The organism is Faecalicatena sp. Marseille-Q4148, from assembly GCA_018228665.1.
Taxonomy (GTDB): domain Bacteria; phylum Bacillota; class Clostridia; order Lachnospirales; family Lachnospiraceae; genus UBA9414.
Map to the genome: position 1 here is coordinate 439,325 of CP073692.1, position 17,169 is coordinate 456,493.

Annotated in this window: 15 protein-coding genes and 1 other annotated feature; of the genes, 12 read left to right on the plus strand and 3 right to left on the minus strand. The window is 39.4% G+C overall.

Features of this window, described 5'->3' with window-relative positions; genetic code table 11:
* Positions 1–106: 106 nt before the first annotated feature.
* The 6 genes from KFE17_02120 to KFE17_02145 all read left to right on the plus strand — a co-directional run bounded on the left by KFE17_02120 (position 107) and on the right by KFE17_02145 (position 5,706).
* Positions 107–1,309 carry a PucR family transcriptional regulator ligand-binding domain-containing protein gene (locus tag KFE17_02120; protein ID QUO32572.1) on the plus strand — a complete coding sequence of 401 codons (1,203 nt, stop codon included), beginning with the start codon at positions 107–109 and terminating at the stop codon, positions 1,307–1,309.
* A 51-nt stretch (positions 1,310–1,360) separates the two neighbouring features.
* Positions 1,361–2,509, plus strand: coding sequence for a M20 family metallopeptidase (locus KFE17_02125; GenBank protein QUO32573.1), 1,149 nt, complete (start codon positions 1,361–1,363; stop codon positions 2,507–2,509).
* Between the two features lie 191 nt (positions 2,510–2,700).
* Positions 2,701–3,387: a GTP pyrophosphokinase family protein gene (locus KFE17_02130; protein QUO32574.1), complete on the plus strand. Its 687-nt coding sequence runs from the start codon at positions 2,701–2,703 to the stop codon at positions 3,385–3,387.
* 107 nt (positions 3,388–3,494) lie between these two features.
* Positions 3,495–4,763 (plus strand): DUF2812 domain-containing protein, encoded by a 1,269-nt coding sequence (locus tag KFE17_02135; protein ID QUO32575.1) that lies wholly within the window; start codon positions 3,495–3,497, stop codon positions 4,761–4,763.
* Between the two features lie 11 nt (positions 4,764–4,774).
* Positions 4,775–5,080 carry a helix-turn-helix transcriptional regulator gene (locus tag KFE17_02140; protein ID QUO32576.1) on the plus strand — a complete coding sequence of 102 codons (306 nt, stop codon included), beginning with the start codon at positions 4,775–4,777 and terminating at the stop codon, positions 5,078–5,080.
* The gene (locus tag KFE17_02145; GenBank protein ID QUO32577.1) at positions 5,077–5,706 is read left to right on the plus strand and encodes an MBL fold metallo-hydrolase; all 630 of its coding nucleotides are present in this window, start codon (positions 5,077–5,079) and stop codon (positions 5,704–5,706) included. The genes KFE17_02140 and KFE17_02145 overlap by 4 nt, the downstream gene beginning before the upstream one ends.
* Positions 5,707–5,775: 69 nt before the next feature.
* On the opposite strand, the gene KFE17_02150 is transcribed toward KFE17_02145, so the two are convergent.
* Positions 5,776–7,218, minus strand: a complete 1,443-nt coding sequence (locus tag KFE17_02150; GenBank protein ID QUO32578.1) for an aspartate aminotransferase family protein — start codon at positions 7,216–7,218, stop codon at positions 5,776–5,778.
* A 140-nt stretch (positions 7,219–7,358) separates the two neighbouring features.
* On the opposite strand from KFE17_02150, the gene KFE17_02155 reads away from it, so the two are divergent.
* On the plus strand, positions 7,359–8,237 hold the full coding sequence (locus KFE17_02155) for a LysR family transcriptional regulator (protein ID QUO32579.1): 879 nt from the start codon (positions 7,359–7,361) through the stop codon (positions 8,235–8,237).
* 1 nt (position 8,238) lies between these two features.
* Here KFE17_02155 and KFE17_02160 read toward each other — a convergent pair whose 3' ends face one another.
* Positions 8,239–9,123: a LysR family transcriptional regulator gene (locus KFE17_02160; GenBank protein QUO32580.1), complete on the minus strand. Its 885-nt coding sequence runs from the start codon at positions 9,121–9,123 to the stop codon at positions 8,239–8,241.
* A 151-nt stretch (positions 9,124–9,274) separates the two neighbouring features.
* Here KFE17_02160 and KFE17_02165 point away from each other — a divergent pair, with 151 nt between their 5' ends.
* Complete coding sequence (locus tag KFE17_02165; GenBank protein QUO33591.1) at positions 9,275–10,672, plus strand: alanine:cation symporter family protein; 1,398 nt, start codon at positions 9,275–9,277, stop codon at positions 10,670–10,672.
* A gap of 99 nt (positions 10,673–10,771) precedes the next feature.
* Here the strand turns inward: KFE17_02165 and KFE17_02170 are convergent, their stop codons facing one another.
* Positions 10,772–12,484, minus strand: coding sequence for an IS1634 family transposase (locus KFE17_02170; GenBank protein QUO32581.1), 1,713 nt, complete (start codon positions 12,482–12,484; stop codon positions 10,772–10,774).
* 311 nt (positions 12,485–12,795) lie between these two features.
* Positions 12,796–13,030, plus strand: a binding site (T-box leader).
* 74 nt (positions 13,031–13,104) lie between these two features.
* On the opposite strand from KFE17_02170, the gene brnQ reads away from it, so the two are divergent.
* The 4 genes from brnQ (at position 13,105) to KFE17_02190 (ending at position 17,126) form a co-directional block, all read left to right on the plus strand.
* Entirely contained in the window at positions 13,105–14,445 is a 1,341-nt protein-coding gene (brnQ, locus tag KFE17_02175) for a branched-chain amino acid transport system II carrier protein (protein ID QUO32582.1), read from the plus strand.
* 288 nt (positions 14,446–14,733) lie between these two features.
* Complete coding sequence (locus tag KFE17_02180; GenBank protein ID QUO32583.1) at positions 14,734–15,573, plus strand: PRD domain-containing protein; 840 nt, start codon at positions 14,734–14,736, stop codon at positions 15,571–15,573.
* Positions 15,574–15,587: 14 nt separating this feature from the next.
* Positions 15,588–16,625, plus strand: coding sequence for a hypothetical protein (locus KFE17_02185; GenBank protein ID QUO32584.1), 1,038 nt, complete (start codon positions 15,588–15,590; stop codon positions 16,623–16,625).
* 12 nt (positions 16,626–16,637) lie between these two features.
* A complete protein-coding gene (locus tag KFE17_02190) occupies positions 16,638–17,126 on the plus strand; it encodes a PTS glucose transporter subunit IIA (GenBank protein QUO32585.1) in 489 nt (162 codons plus the stop codon).
* The last annotated feature ends 43 nt before the right edge of the window (positions 17,127–17,169 follow it).

Consider the following 17,169-nt stretch of genomic DNA (forward strand, 5'->3'; position numbering starts at 1 on the left):
AAGTAAATTCCTTATCTTACTTATACTGCTGCAATATCTTTTCAAGTAGCTATTTTTAGATAGATATGATATTATGAGAGAAGAATTTTGCGGAAGGATGAGGAAATTGGCAATTACAGTTAAAGATGTGGTAGGCATAGCGGAGAAAAAAGGCTGTATTCTTGCTACAGGTAAAGAGAATCTTGATACAGTAGTATTTTATGTCGATGGTATGGAAATTCCGAATATGGAGGCATGGATGCGGCCAAATGTGCTTTATATTACAACGGGGTATGCATATAGTGGAACAAAAGAAAGATTATTGTCACTAGTAAAAAGCTTAAATGAGGTAAAGGCAGCAGCGCTTGCGATAAAATCTCGTTTTATTGGTGCATATATGGACGACTTTTTAAAGTTAGCAGAGGAATACCAGTTTCCTATTATCATTATGCCAGAAGAGCTCCCATTTGTTGAACTGAATTATGCTATAATGGAAGCGCTTGTAACTTCACGGCATAATGATGAAGTGAAATATAAACATGAAGAAGCAAATAAAAGGAAAAGCGATAAGAAATTATTTATCGATTTTCTATCGGGTAATATTTCTTATGGGGAAGAACAGAAGCAGCGAGCTATAAAGCAGAGCTGGCCTAAGCCACCATATTATGTTATGTTGTTGGAGATAGAAGGAATATCTGAAGGAGAGTTAGAAGAACAAGCAGAAACAATAGAACAAAGTGTTCGTGGTATTTTGTTAGAAGAAAACGGTACTTCAATTGTATTGTACAACAATAAGATATTTCCTTGTATCGTAAAGAAAAACTTGCAAGAATCAAATCAAGAATACTTTGAAAAGGTTCAAAAACAAGTCGCAGAGAAAACGGGATATGATGTGTTGATTGGGGTTTCTGAAGAAGCAAACTCATATCAGAATTTTCATGAGATTTATCAAGGAGCAATGGATGCATTGGAGATTGCACGAAGTCGAGAGATAGAAGGAAAAGTAGTCTGCATTAATAAAGTAGGGTATTGGAAACTACTAAAAGAAATTAGCCGTGAACAAGTATGTAAGGAGTATGTTTCAAGAGAATTAGATGCATTGATACACTATGATAAAGAAAATGAAAGTGATTTAGTCGAAACACTTGAATCTTTGGTGAATCACTTAGGGGCAAGAAATACAACGGCGACAAGTTTATATCTTCATAGGAATACATTGATGTATCGAATTAAGAAAATTGAGCATTTGACAGGATATGATTTGTCGAATCCGGAAAGTATATTGGAATTATCACTTGCTTTGCGATTAAAAAAATTTATTCATGAATAAAAATGAACTCTACTCTAAAGTGATTCTTGCATTCAGAAGTGGAGTATTAGAATGGAATCAATTGAAAGAATTAAACAGGACATTGTTACATTTGCAGAAGAAAAAAAGGAAGAATTTGAACAAACCAGTTCTTATATTTTTGCACATCCGGAACTGGCATTCCATGAATACAAATCACAGGCAGCGCTTTGTGATCTGCTTGAAAAATATGGATTTAAGGTAACAAGAGGTGTTGGAAGTCTTGAAACAGCATTTGAAGCAGTGTACGATTCCGGAAAGCCGGGGAAAACAGTAGCCTTAATGGGAGAATATGATTGTTTGCCGGAGATTGGTCATGGATGTGGTCATAATCTGATTGGTACATCTGCAGCAGGCGGAGGTATTGTCTTAAAAGAAATCATGGAGAAGTATGATATTGGTGGTGTCCTGAAAGTACTTGGAACTCCTGCAGAAGAAAAGGGCAGTGGAAAAGCAATTATGGTTCGAGAAGGAGTTTTTAAAGGAATTGATGCAGCATTATTAATGCATCCGATGGATTCTTCTGTTCCGGATGATATTTCTTTCGCATCTGTTGCAATTGAATTTACATTTCATGGAAAACCGGCTCATGCGGCAGCCTGTCCATGGAAGGGAGCAAATGCTTTAAGTGGGGTACAGCTGATGTTCCATGCAGTTGATATGATGCGCCTTCATATGAAAGATTACAGCCGTGTTCATGGAATTATTACAGAAGGCGGTGTAGCACATAATACTGTCACAGATGAAGCGAAAGCAGTGTTTAATATTCGTGCATTAGAGTATGATTATATGATGGAACTCGTAGAAATGATCCGCAACTGTGCAAAAGGCGCGGCAATTGCAACTGGTACGACAGTGGAAGAAAAGCAGTTGGATGAAATTGTGAAGGATGTGCGAAACAATAAGAAATTGGTTCAATATGTTCGCAGCAATATGGAATTTATCGGAGAAGACTATATTGAACGTGATCTTACACAGGGAATTGGTTCAACTGATGTGGGAAATGTCACACATGAAATTCCTGCAATTCAGTTCTATGTAAAACTGAAAGAGAATGTAGGAACACATACAAAGGAATTTGCTGTAGCAGCTGGTGGAGAAGAAGGAAAGAGAAATCTTCATACATCTGTGCAGCTGCTGGCGATGAGTGCCTGTGATGTGCTGTTAGAGAAAGAAGATTAGGGAACGCCCTAATTCAATAAAACTATAAATGTATGAAAAGTCGGCTAAAAACGAAGTTTTTGACCGGCTTTTTTGACTGTGCTGGCTTTTAAGAAAGCTTTCTATACAAGAGAAGTTTTCTGATGTATAATAATGCTATTGATAGTTTTGACAAATAAGTATAATCTTTGCATTTACGGAAAGGTGAAAGAATGATGCAGAAAGATAAAGAACAATATAATGTAAAACAGATACAGCCATTTCTTGCAGAAGGAGCAGAAGAACATTTTTTTCAGATTATGCAGGGCTATAACCGGATGATGGCGTATTATCGCTGTGCAATTATGGAAGTGGAAACAAAATTTAATGTATTAAATGAGGAGTTTTCACTGCAGCATGACCGGAATCCGATCAGCGGGATTAAAAGCAGATTAAAAAGCCTGCCAAGTATTCGTGAGAAGATGGACCGCAAAGGATTAGAATTTAATTTGCAGAATGTAGAGAAGGAACTAAACGATGTTGCAGGTGTGAGAGTGATTTGTTCCTTTGTTGAAGATGTATATTTGCTGGCGGATGCCTTATTAAAGCAAGATGATATTACGTTACTTGAAAAAAAGGACTATATTGCGCATCCAAAAGAAAATGGATATAGAAGTCTCCACTTGATTGTGACGGTACCGATTTTTCTGGAACACGAAAAGAGAATTATGAAAGTAGAAATTCAGCTTCGGACAATTGCGATGGATTTCTGGGCAAGTTTGGAGCATCAGATTTGTTACAAAAAAGATTTTGAATTTACTGAGATAATGGCAAAAGAGCTCTATGAATGTGCTCAGTTGAGTGCTGATCTGGATACAAGAATGGATAATCTTCGCAGTCAGGTAGATTTGCAGAAGTAAAATAGCATTATTTTAGAAGAATCTGTTCGTTTGTACTTTACAATATCGAGTATCGATAATATACTATAAGTAGAAATATCGATACTCGATAAAAGGAGGTGCAGCATATGAGAAATACAAGAAAGAGAGTTTGGAAGCGGTTTTCTTACCGAGAATGCGATGCTATGAAAGAATATCTTGAGCAGATGGCAGAGAAGGGCTGGTATTTAAAGAAACTTGGCGCGTGGATGGTTTTTGAACAGGGAATCCCAGGAAAACTACGCTATGCGGTCCATGTGTTTGTCAAAGGCAGTGAATATGACCGGAAACCAGAGGAAGATACAGAGGAGCTGATTGCGTGCTGTGAGGCGGCAGGTTGGAAGTTTGTCTGTAATTACGGAAAGTTCTGTGTCTTCTGTACAAATGATGATTCGGCAGTAGAACTTGAAACAGATGAAGAAATTCGTTTTTCTGTGATTCAGAAAGAAGAATCAAAGAAAATCTGGTTTTACTTTCTCTGCTTTGCATTTTTCTTTGTAATTACTCTGCGGCAGATTTTTTTGGACAGCAATCTGCTGTTTGACAATGAGACAGTTTTGGAAGCGGGAGTGCTGTTTCTTATGTTCCTAAATGGAAGTATTGACCTTTTCGAAGGAAAGAGATGGGCATTCAAAATAAAGAAACGTTTACAGATGGGAGAGTCGGTTCATTACAGCAGGTATCCGCTCTGGCTTCGGAGTATAGATCATATTTGTTTCTGGATGTGTATACTGTACTTTATTGTGCAGGCATTGTGGTATGACAATGCGATTGGAGTTATTGGATTTTTCACATGGTTCGGCATTACATTCATAGTAATTAGTGTAATTAACAGACTTCAGCCTTCAAGGGAGAACCATCAATTATTTGTATGGTCATCTATTTTCTGGGGACCGCTTTTATATGTCGTATTGTCATTTGCACTTCAATCTGTAGGTACTCTTTCAAAAAATGAGGAAGATATGCCGGAAAGTTTTCCGCTTGCAATTTCAGATCTTTCGGATGAAACTGTCAAAGAGGAGGTTTTGTATGGCGAATATCATTCGGGATGGTTTGGCAGTAAACTTTACTGTGCGCTTGGTGAAGAAGACGATGTGTATGCAGCGCTTCATTATGAAGTAATTGAAAGCAGATTCTCATGGGTACTGGATCATCAGTGGAAGAAGGAGTATGATGAAAGTGTTTATGAAGAAACAGAAGAACAAATATGGGGAGCAGAACGGGCTGTGAAACGAAAGACATATGGTGCAGATATGTATTTGCTTCGTTATCCTGGCTGTATTCTGGTTTTTCAATTTGACGGGGAAATTACACCGCAGGTAATTGAGAACACAAGGGAAAAATTGAAAATAAATTAGGCGGTGAGCATATGGCGAGGGAACAGTTTCAGACGTTAACGGAACCGATGTATTATATATTGCTTGCTTTGACACGAGAGTGCTGCGGAGTAGATATTATGGCCAGAGTAATGGAGATTTCTCATGGAAGAGTGCAGGTTGGTCCGGGTACTTTATATGCAATGCTGGCGAAATTTGAAGAAAATGAGATGATTCGGTTGACATCAGAAGAAAAAAGGAGAAAATATTATATGATAACTGCGAAAGGATTTGATCTGCTCTGTGAAGAATATGAGCGGCTGAAAACTCTCGTAGAAGATGGGAGGAATTATTTATGAAAATAACCTGGATTGGACATTCCTGTTTTAAAATTGAGGAAAATGGGTTTATGGTTGTATTTGATCCATATGAGGATGATACAGTGCCGGGATTGAACCCGGTAAGGGAACGGGCAAATCTTGTTCTCTGCACACATGAGCACAGAGATCATAATTATCGTGCAGGTGTTGTAGTTGAAAAGAGCGGAGAGAATCCATTTGTGATTCGTGAGATGGAGACCTATCATGATGACGTGCAGGGAGCGAAGCGCGGAACAAACCGCATCTATGTTTTAGATGATGGTAAAACAAAAATCGCTCATTTGGGAGATCTTGGCTGCGAGCTGACTTCGGAGCAAAAGGAACAACTAAAGGATTTGGATATTCTCTTTGTTCCGGTAGGCGGATTTTATACGATCAATGGAACACAGGCGGCAGCGCTTGTGAAAGAATTGAAACCGCATTTGACGATTCCGATGCATTTCCGGAATGATGAGAAAGGATTTGGATATCAGGAGATATCAATGCTTGGAGAATTTCTCATGAACACAGATTGTAAAACCACGTTTGAAAATGACAGTATTGAACTGTCAACAGGAACGGAGCAGGAGATTATTGTTATGATGCCTGCAAATACAAAAATTTAAGAATTCTGGTCTTGATATGATAAAACAAGGCACTGGAGAAAAGAAGAAATCTCCGGTGCCTTTTATCAGTTATTGGACAGAATCTTTTAACTCAGCATGAATCTGCTTTGCAAAATTATCAAGCATATGGATAGTGGTGCGCATGTCCTCTCTTGTTGTTTCCGGATGGAGGGTGCAGATGCGCAGCACCTTTTTCTTGTGTAATACGGTTGTGAAGATGGCAGCGTAGCCTGTTTGAAGCATTCGCTCTGAGACTTTCTCGTTGATGAAAGCCAGTTCTTCTTCTGTCAAATCATCGGCAATATAGCGGAAATTTACCATTGCAAGCTGTGAAGGAGAAACAATTTCCCAGTGGTCTAATTCGCGTATTGCTTCCTCGGCCCAATCTGCAAGCTCAAAACCGTGTTCAATTGCGCTTCCGATCAGATCCGTTCCTAATACCTGCAATGTGAGCCAAAGTTTCAGACCACGGGCAGGGCGTGTCAATTCCATTCCGATATCCCAGGGATTAATATGTTCGCAGTCGCCTTCGATATCTTTCAGATATTCAGGATTTACATGGAAACTATGGAATAAATGTCGCACATCTTTGACGAGTACCATAGCGCAGCCATAGGTCTGGAACAGCCATTTATGAGCATCCCAGCTGAGACTGTCGGCTTGTTCAATGCCTTTGAGCAAATGACGGTAATTTGGACTGAGAAGCACAGAAGCTCCGTAAGCGCCATCAATGTGGAACCAGAGTTCGTGCTCTTGGCAAATGGATGCAATTTCCGGAAGAGGATCAATGCTTCCGGTGTTTGTTGTTCCGGCAGTACCAATTACGACAAAAGGAATGCGTCCGGCTTCTTTGTCAGCCAGAATGGCATCTTTTAAGTCTTTCATCTTCATTTGAAAATGTGCATTTGTCGGAATAATACGAATTCTGGATTGAGGGATTCCGATAATACGAAGTCCTTTTGCAACAGAACTGTGCGTCTGATCAGAAATATATGCAACGCCGAGGTGCATTGTTTCATCATTTAGTTTCCAGTCCCGGGCAGCAGTCAGCGCAGTGATATTTGCCATAGAGCCTCCGCTTACGAAGACACCGCCCGGGCGTTCGTGAAAGCCGGCTAAACTGCAGAGCCAGTGCAGCACTTCCTGCTCAATACAGTTGATGGTTGGGGCAAGTTTACTTCCGCCTGCATGGATATTGTATGCAGAAGTCATAATATCGCCAAGCCAGGAAATCGAAGAAGCGGGCCCCGGAACAAATCCGAAAAAGCGCGGATGGTTTCCATCACCGCGGTAGTGATAAACTTCTTTCATCATTTCCTCTACTACTTCAGCAACCGGGCGGCCATCTCTGGAAAAACCTATCTGACGGATTTTTTCTTTCTGATCTTCGTCCGTGTACCAGGTAACATTCTGCGAGTGGATGTCACGTTTTTCTTTGCAGAATTCATGGACAAATGTCTGGACAATTTCTTCTAACTGTGCTGTATTTAAAACATTTTCGCTGTTAATCATAGTCTTTACTCCTTTTAAGTTATCAGATGATCAATAGTTCTTTACGCAATTCTATTCATAGTGTACACTAAGTACATATATATGTAAAATTCATCTATTTGATAATATATATTAAAATATTTAATAAAGAGGTGTTTCATATGGAGTTAAGGAATATTAGTACATTTCTGAAGGTGGCAGGAACACAGAATATTTCAAAAGCAGCTGACCAGTTGGGGTATTCGCAGTCTGCGGTAACAGTTCAGATCCGGCAGCTTGAAAAAGAGCTGGGAACACAGTTGTTTGAGCGGATCGGAAAAAGAATTACGCTGACAGAACGGGGAGTGGAGTTTACAACCTATGCCAATGAGATTATGAAATTGACGAATCAGGCGCTGACTTTTGCAAATGCAGAGCGTGAAATGGAAGGAACATTGAGGATTGGCGGGGTGGAGTCTGTTAGTACAGCAATTCTGCCGGAGATCATCCACTGTTTTCATAAGCAGTATCCGAAAATTAAGTTTGTACTAAAATCAGGGACAACCGAAGAACTGATGGAGATGGCAAGGCAAAATGAAATTGACTTGCTTTATACACTGGATCGAAAAATCTGCAAATCAGAGTGGAAATGCGCGGCAGAAAAAGAAGATAAGATTGTATTTGTGACCTGTTATCGTCAAGAGAAGAATCATCATAGGATGGTGCCGATTGAAGAACTGATCCGGAAGCCATTTATCCTGACAGAAATGGGAGCGGCATATCAGTACGAACTGGAGCGTCTTCTGGCAGGATATGGACTGGAAGTAATTCCAATTCTTGAAACTGGAAATACAGATACCATCATTCAATTATTGAAACAGGGGATGGGATATTCGTTTCTGCCGGAATTTACCGTGAAAGATGCATTGGAGCAAAAAACGTTACAGCAGGTTTACACAAATCTTCCGCAGGTTGTGATGTACAGTCAGCTGTTTTATCATCACAGCAAATGGGTAACGCCTCAGATGCAGAAATTCACGGAGCTTGTTGCGGCCCGTTAAGCTAAAATTCTTTTTCAATACAGTAATTGAGCACCGATTCCATTTGCGGCGAAACCCATTTGTCATAATGGTAGAGGAGCTGTTTCCAGACATCAATTTCAAAATCTTCTACAGGCAGATGAGAAAGACTGCCAGAGGAAACTGCTTTCTCAGTGACATAATCCGGAAGAAAGGAAATGCCGATTCCCTGACTTACAAGGGTACAGATCAATTCGGTACTTCCGATTTCAAGAACCGGATGGACGGCCAGAGAGATCTCTGCGAGGCGTTCCTCCATCATCCGCCGATAACTCGTTCCCTTTTCGGTTAAGATAAATGGCTGTGCAATTAGTTCCTGAATAGAAAGGTTCGATTTGCGGCAGAGAGGATGATTTGCCGCTGCAACAAAGTGGGTTTGGACTTTTTTTTCACGCACAATTACATAGTCTGTATTATAGATGTGATTATCAAGTGTTAAAACGGCATCTACCTGGTTTTGATTTAGCAGTTGAAAGATTTCTTCTGTCCCGGCGGTTTCAATTTTAAGAGAAATTCCGGGATATTGTTTTCGAAAACCGTCAAAGTTACTTGAGAGGAGAGAAGTACAAAGAGAATCGGCAGTAGCCAGACGGACATAACCGCTGATATTCTTTGGATCTTGAATATTGGACTTTAGGGCCTGGGTTAATTTATTTATTTGATGAGCATAGTTCAGTACTTCACGGCCTTTGGCTGTAAGGACTACGGTATGATTGATTCGGTCAAAAAGGCGAAGGTTCAGCTCTTCTTCCAGTTGACGAATCTGAAAGGAAACGGTTGACTGGGAGAATCCGAGACGTTCTGCTGCTTTTGTAAAACTGCAAAGTTCTGCAACGTGTATAAATGTGATTAAGTTTTTCAATTCCATAAAAAATACCTCACTATCGAAAAAATAGATGCTCATTATTATAACTATCAATTTTACAGATTCTATTTTCTACTATATACTATAAGAACAGGAATGACAATGAATTTTTACAGGGGGATGAATTATGGATTTATTGGAACAGGCAGGTCAGATGATCGTAACACTGATCAGCAAGGCATATCAGTTATTGTGGGGAGATCTGATTACAATCCCGCTTCCGGGAGGAAGTTCGCTTGGACTTTCACTGTTAGTAATGATTTTAATTCCGTCAGGAATCTATTTTACGGTGAAAACAAGATTTCTTCCGTTTCGGCTTTTCCCAGAGATGATAAAAGCTGTACTGGAAAAGAAAAATGTACAGCAAAAAGGAGCAATTTCAGGAGTACAGGCGCTGATTGTATCTACGGCAACCCGCGTCGGAATGGGAAATCTCGTTGGAGTTGTTGCTGCAATCTCAGCAGGAGGAGCAGGAGCTGTTTTCTGGATGTGGGTCATTGCACTTCTTGGTTCTTCTACTGCATTTGTAGAAGCGACGCTTGCGCAATTGCATAAGGAAAAGGATCCGTTATATGGAGGTTATCGAGGCGGTCCGGCGTATTATATCCACCATCTGTTTGTGAAAGAAGGAAGCAAGAAGAAACGTTCTGTAATTGCGGTACTCTTTGCTTTATCCGGTTTGATCTGTTGGTGTGGTATTAGCCAGGTAGTTGGCAATTCTGTTTCTTCCGCATTTGAAAATGCGTTCCACATTCCGCCGCTTTATACGACAATTGCACTTGTTGCTGTGGCAGCAGTTATTGTATTAAGAAAGAATGCGACGGTAAAAGTACTTGATGTTGTCGTACCGATTATGGCTGTTTGCTTTTTTGCTATGACGATTTTTATTACAATTAAGAATGCGGCTCTTTTGCCATCTGTATTTAAGCAGATCTTTACAGAAGCATTTGGTATCCGTCAGGTTGCAGCCGGAGGAATCGGAGCTGTTATTATGAATGGAGCGAAAAGAGGGCTCTTTTCCAATGAGGCTGGTTCAGGCTCTGCACCTTGTGCAGCGGCAGCAGCGGACATCGATCATCCAGCCAAAGAAGGACTTCTGCAAGCTTTTGGTGTGTTTATCGATACCATTGTAATCTGCAGCTGTACTGCCATGATTATGCTTCTGACACCGGAAAAATTAACAAATGGTCTGGAAGGAATGGATCTTTTGCAGGCTTCGATGCAGTTTCATCTGGGCGAATTCGGAGTGATTTTTATTGCGGCAATCCTCTGGCTGTTTAGTTTTTCTACATTTATCGGAATTTTATTTTATGCAAGACCAAATGTGGCATATTTATTTGGAGATAATTGGACCTCGCAGACACTTTATAAGATCCTTGCCTTAGTTATGCTTTTTGTTGGTGGGATGGCAGCTTATACATTTGTATGGGATCTGGGAGATATTGGAGTTGGTCTTATGACGGTATTTAATATGATCGCCTTGTTCCCGCTCGGTTCTCAGGCAGTCAAAGCGATGAATGATTATGAAAAACAACTTGGCGTAAAAAAATAAAATTGCAGAAAATAATAAAAAGACTTGTAAATAATTAGAATATAGTCTATAATACCTGTCTTTCGGAGTTAAGTTAAAAAAGTAGTGCTAAGCCACGGATTAAAACCTATGGCTTAGCATTTTATTTATGTCTTCGTTTCCAAGGAAATAAGAGGTAAGAGGCAATCCTGTCTTGGAAGATAACTCCTTAATGAAAGAGGAACTTCTGGCTAGGTTTATATATTTTCGGTCAGAGATTTTGGCAACTCTAAAATCATGTATAAAATCAAAAATCTCTTCCGTTCCATATTCGTCTTTTAATACATGTATCTGTAAAAGCCTTGTTAATAACACGGCAAGATAACAGATGAGGAAGTGCCCTGTGATGGTTTCTTGTTTCTGCATATAAGCTGGTCTGGCATCAAGCTGAGATTTCATGATACGGAAGGATTCCTCGATCCGCCAGAGGTTGTGGTATGAAGCGTAGATTTCAGAAGCGCTCATATGGATTTCAGAAGTTATAATCATGTTATATCCTGCCAGTTTCTTTGCGTTTTCTATTGCCTTTTCATTTATCTCGACCTTGACTTTTCCAGCCGTTTTTGTCCCTTTCTTATCAGTAGAAATAAAGGTAACATACTTGGAACTGTCTCCGTATTCCGATTTCTTTGCTTCACATGCCCTGAGATTTTTTGCTTTTTCTACCTGTCGGTTAATTTCATATTTTTGTTTTTCGGCAAGCTTCGGGTTAAATGTCACAATACGCTTTTCTGTAAGCTTCAGCGTTTTCCGGTGTCCGGCGTTATCCGTATAGGAATAAGAAAAATCATCCACACACTCTTTGATACGGTAAAGGACTTCGCCTTTTTTAGTTTTAACATCTACATAATCATTTTCAAGAAGTACCCATGTTTTTTCTGTTTCGGGAAGCGTTTTTACAGATTTTGAGAAAATATATCCGTCTCCTGCTTTCAGGGCATGAAGGATGTTGTTGAAGCAGTTCAGTCCTTTATCTGCCACTTGGATCGTCCTGCCGGATATGTGGCTTCGCTGCTTTAATTCATCTATGATTTCCCGTATTACAGGTTTTTCGCTTTCATTTCCCGGATACATCTTCATGCCGATTGGGATCTGGTTTGCATCAAGAAGAAGTCCCATACCAACAATCGGTTCCTTTTTATTTTCTTTTGAAGGACCTTTTAATCTGAAATGATCCTCTTTATCAATCTCGAAATAGAAGTTCGTGCAGTCGAAATAGGAGTGAGAAGTATCAAATGGATATTTCAAAGCTACTTGATGGTTGAAAATCTCAATCACCTTTTCGTATTCAGAACCAATGTATTCAAGGCCGGAATAAATCTGGTCGAGGGAGAAAGCATGTGTTCCAAACAGTTTGGGAATCACCTCCCAATACGTTTTCAGCTTTGAACAGGGATGCACCACTCTTGCATAAATAAGATCTGACATCATATCAAAAATATTGAATCGGAAATGTGTTGCTGTCTGCATAAGATCAATATATTTTTTACATCCCAGAGAATCGTTGAGATTCTTTAAAGGGAAGTAGCCAAGGAGTTTTTCCGGAGATTCTTCTGATATCTTCCGTTCTTTTTCAGTCTGTTTTTTCTTTTTATATTCCTGATTGAGTTTTTGTACCTCTTCACCGAAAACAGCAATCGGATCTTCAATGCCGTTTGCCTGAAGTTCGTGGACATAGCCAATCGGTTTATAAGAACGATGTGCGCCACCTTTACGCTCCGGATCGTAATAGCTTTCATAGATTTGAAGATAAATCCCTTTTTTGTTTTTTGTTTTCTTTAAAAAATACGCCATAAAATCACCCTCTTATATTATAACACTATAGCACTATATATTCAATTATCAAAAAAGTTTTTTGTCAAGTTTTTAAAAAACAAAAAAAGCCAGCATTTATGCTGACTGTGGCTGTTCCAAAACGGAATAAACTCCCAAATATTATAGTGCTAACTCCCAAAGACGGGGTTCCCGCTCGGTTCTCAGGCAGTCAAAGCGATGAATGATTATGAAAAACAACTTGGCGTAAAAAAATAAAATTGCAGAAAATAATAAAAAGACTTGTAAATAATTAGAATATAGTCTATAATACAATCAATCAATACAGTATGGAAAATTCGTTTGAACAGGAACAAGTAATCTTTCAGTAGAATCTACAGAGAGGCAGCGGGCGGTGTGAGCTGCTGATGAACTGGAATGATGAAATCATCCTTGAGAAGCAAACTGAACGTAAGTAGGGGAGCCGGAGTAGAGCCACGTTATAGGTGACACGCATTGTCGGATGCGGGAATGAGCCGGAATATTTCCGGGAATTAAGGTGGTACCACGAACAAAATCGTCCTTTTATAAGGGCGATTTTTTTGTTTCGGTGAGAATGTTTTTTCCAGTAGGGTTATTAGTTTTATGAGGAGGATTTAAAAATGAATTTGAAGAAAAAGCAAGTATTACTTGTAAGTTTCATGTTGTTTTCACTGTTTTTTGGAGCAGGAAATCTGATTTTCCCACCATTTCTTGGACAGAATGCCGGAGAAAATACGCCGTTGGCGATTGCCACATTTTTAATTACAGCAGTAGCGCTTCCGGTACTTGGTGTAATTGTAGTAGCGCGTTTTGACGGATTGGAGAAGCTGTCGAGAAAGGTGAACCCGGTATTTGCAATGTTGTTTACCGTACTTATTTATCTCTCCATCGGACCGGGGCTTGGAATTCCAAGAGCAGCTTCCCTTCCATTTGAGATGGCAGTAGCGCCATATATGCCGGAAGATGCAAATCTTACGGTGATTATGCTGGTGTTCTCCCTTGTATTTTTCCTGATCGCAGGCTGGCTGGCAATGACACCGAAGAAACTGGTAGAACGCATTGGAAAGTTTTTAACGCCATCTTTACTGTGTTTATTGTTATTTGTATTTGTAAACTTTTTACTGAGAGGAACGGTAGATGTTGTTCCGGCGCAGGAGAGTTATCAGTCAAATCCACTTGTCAAAGGATTTCTGGAAGGCTATTTGACAATGGATACGATTGCGGCTTTAAATTTTGGTCTTGTGATTGCGACAACAATCCAGACACTTGGCATTAAAGAAAAGAAATATGTAATGAGATATACGGTTATGACCGGGATTTTTGCCGGAACAATTTTAGCAGCAGTGTATTTGATCCTTGCTTATATGGGTATGGCATCCTCCGGTGTGATTCCGCTTCAAGAGAATGGTGCATGGACATTGCGTGGTATTGTTCATCAGCTTTTTGGAGATATGGGAGCAGTTGTGTTAGCAGCCATTTTTACGCTGGCATGTTTGACAACCTGTGTAGGATTAATTACTTCTATTTCACAGTATTTTTCAACTTTAACAAAGAAAATATCTTATAAACAGTGGGTGTATTTGATCTCAGGATTTTCATTTATTGTTTGTAATCAGGGATTGAACGTGATTCTCAGTATTTCAGTACCGGTATTGGATGCCATTTATCCAATTGCGATTATTCTGATCGTACTTGGACTGTGTGATTCTTTCATTAAAGAGATTCCGTATATGTATTCTTGTACAGTTGGAGCGGTAGGTGTTGTCAGTGTGCTGTATGCGTTGGAAAATGCAGGTGCAGAGATAAAAATGATCAGTAATCTGCTCCACAAACTGCCACTGTATTCACTTGGGCTTGGATGGGTTGGTGTAGCGGCAGTCGTAGCAGCAGCTTGTCTGATTGTACATGCTGTTCAAAAGGCAATGGGTCTTTCGCGGATTGAGAATACTGCAAATGAATAAGAAATTAAGAAAAATCTTAAGATTTTCTGAAATTATGCACAAAAAACACAAAAGATTTTAGGCGAAAATGCGAATTGTTATTCTGAAAGAAATATTATATAGTGTAAATGTATTTGAAAATCAGATGAATGAAGCGCATTTAATTTCATAAATGCTGATAGTGTGTTACTGGTGAAGCAGGCATAAACTGTCCGATTTTATTCATAAAGTACTTGGATGAAGTCAGGATGTTTATGCCCTTTTTTATTCTTAGCAGTATAAAGATACTGTGGAAAAGGATGTTTTAACATGTATTGCATTTTAAAAATACTAAATAACAATGCACTGCTGGCAGAGGACAGTGAAACAGCGAGTGAACGAATCTTACTTGGGAAAGGCATCGGTTTTGGAAAGAAAGCAGGAGACTATGTTGACAGTGATGAGAAAGTTCAAGTATATACGCCGGTTGTGCGGCAGGAGCAAAGTTCTGCGATGCATGTAGTAAATACGATCGATCCGGTTTATATTGAAGTGGCAGGAAAGATTATAAGTGAGGCAGAAAAAGTATTTGGCAGTGTCAACCGGGATATTATTTTACCGTTAGCAGATCATATTGCTTTTGCAGCGAAGAGAGAACAGGAGAATATCTTTCTTCCCAATCCGTTTATTTTAGATATTAAAATATTATTTGGTAAGGAATTTGCGGTTGCCATGGAAAGCCGGAAGATTATTCAGAAAATGACAGGATATCGGATTTCGGATGATGAAGCAGGCTTTATTGCTCTTCACATTCATTCAGGACTTTCCAATGAAGAAGTGTCAGATACGCTTCGGACAACCCAGATTATTGATGAGAGTATGCTCATTATTGAAAAATCTATTGGAAGCAAAATAAAAAAAGAATCGCTGGCTTACATCCGGTTAATGAGTCATTTATATTATATGATTGTCCGTATGAAGACAGAAGAAGCTGTGAATCTGGATTTGAATGAATTTGTAAGATTGAATTATCCAAATGCAGGAAGAATTGCAGAAGTGGTATGCAGGAATATGAGCCGTAAGATGCAAAAAAGTATGTATCCGGAAGAACTCGGATTTCTTGCAATCCATATTCAGCGGATGATTGCATCTGTTGAAGGGAAAAAATAGAGGTAAGAAAAATTATGGATTATATTCGTAAACACCAAAAAGCGGCGATTGGAATAGGATTTATTCTTGTACTGCTTATCATTTTCTTTAGCTGGCAAAGAAAAATGGCAACATCAAAATCAGTCTATGATGAGCTGGAAGATCTGCCGAGAGGTGCTGAGTCAGTCAGAAGTGACTTTTATGAACAGCAGCTGACAAAGAAAGAACAAGAAGTATATCAGTTTTTAAAAGAGCATTTGACAAATATGGAAGGCGGAATCCTGACACTTCCGCAAGCGATTGATGGAAAAGAATATCAAAGGATCGTAACCGCTTTGGAATATGACCGCAATCCATTTTTCTATGGATTTGTTGATATTCCTATGACTGGAGAATATGAATACGTTCTTCAAAAAGAAAAGGATATTCTCAGAGTGACAGAAGAAAAGATTGAAAAAGTAGTATTGTTTTTATCCTGCGCAAAGGGAATTGAAGTATCCGGACGGTTTGATGAAGAAGGTTATCTCGTGAATGCAGATAAGATTGCAGAAGAGCTTTCGGTAAATGATTCGGAGAAAGAAACAAAAATCCGCCAGACAATGGAAGAGACTGACAAGATTCTGAATGAAATTGTTGCCGGTTTGCCGGAGGGAGCCGGTCAGAAATCAACAGCAGATTATTTCCTGGGGTGGCTGGACGAACACTTGGAATTGGCAGATGACACAGCGTCAGAAGCAAAAGAACTGAAACATATGGGAGAAATGTTAGATCAGATTTATCCTTATAATCATTTGGCAGCGCTGACAAAAGGAAAGGCCAGTATACTTGGATATGCTAAGATATTATCAGAGCTTTTTGAAAGAGCCGGAATGGAATCGCATGTTGTAATGGGAAGCTGGACAAGTCAGTGGAGCGAAGAAATGTATGTATTGTGTGCTGTTTCCATAGATGGACAGACAATATACATAGATGCCAGCGGAGCAAAGGAAGCATCTCTTGGAGGCAACAGATGGTTGTCGGAAGAAGAAACCTTACACCGCATGAAATTTGCAGATTATTATGAATATGAATAACAGGAGGAAGATATGTTAGGAATTTTTAAAAAGAAAAAAGCAGCCGGGTACATGCTTGGAGCACCGGCAAAAGGAAAAGCAGTGAATATTCAGGATGTAAATGATCCGACATTCAGTTCCGGAATGCTTGGACAGGGTGTAGCAGTACTTCCGTCAGAAGGAAAAATTTATGCACCGGCAGATGGAGAAATTGCTATGGTATTTGATACACTGCATGCAATTAGCATGGTTGCTGAAAATGGAGTTGAGATTCTTGTTCATGTAGGTCTTGATACTGTAAATCTAAAAGGACAGGGATTTGAAGCACATGTAAAAGCAGGTGACAGTGTGAAAAAAGGAGATCTGATGCTGACAGTAGACTTGGATTTCTTAAAAGCAGAAGAATATGACATCATCACTCCGGTAGTTGTCTGCAACACAGATGAGTACGCAAAGGTAGAAGGAATCTTCGGAAAAGAAGTTATGCCTGGAGATGATGTAGTAGAAATTACATTAAAATAATAATGGATTTTATTGCCGGAGAAATACCGGTGTAAAATAAATA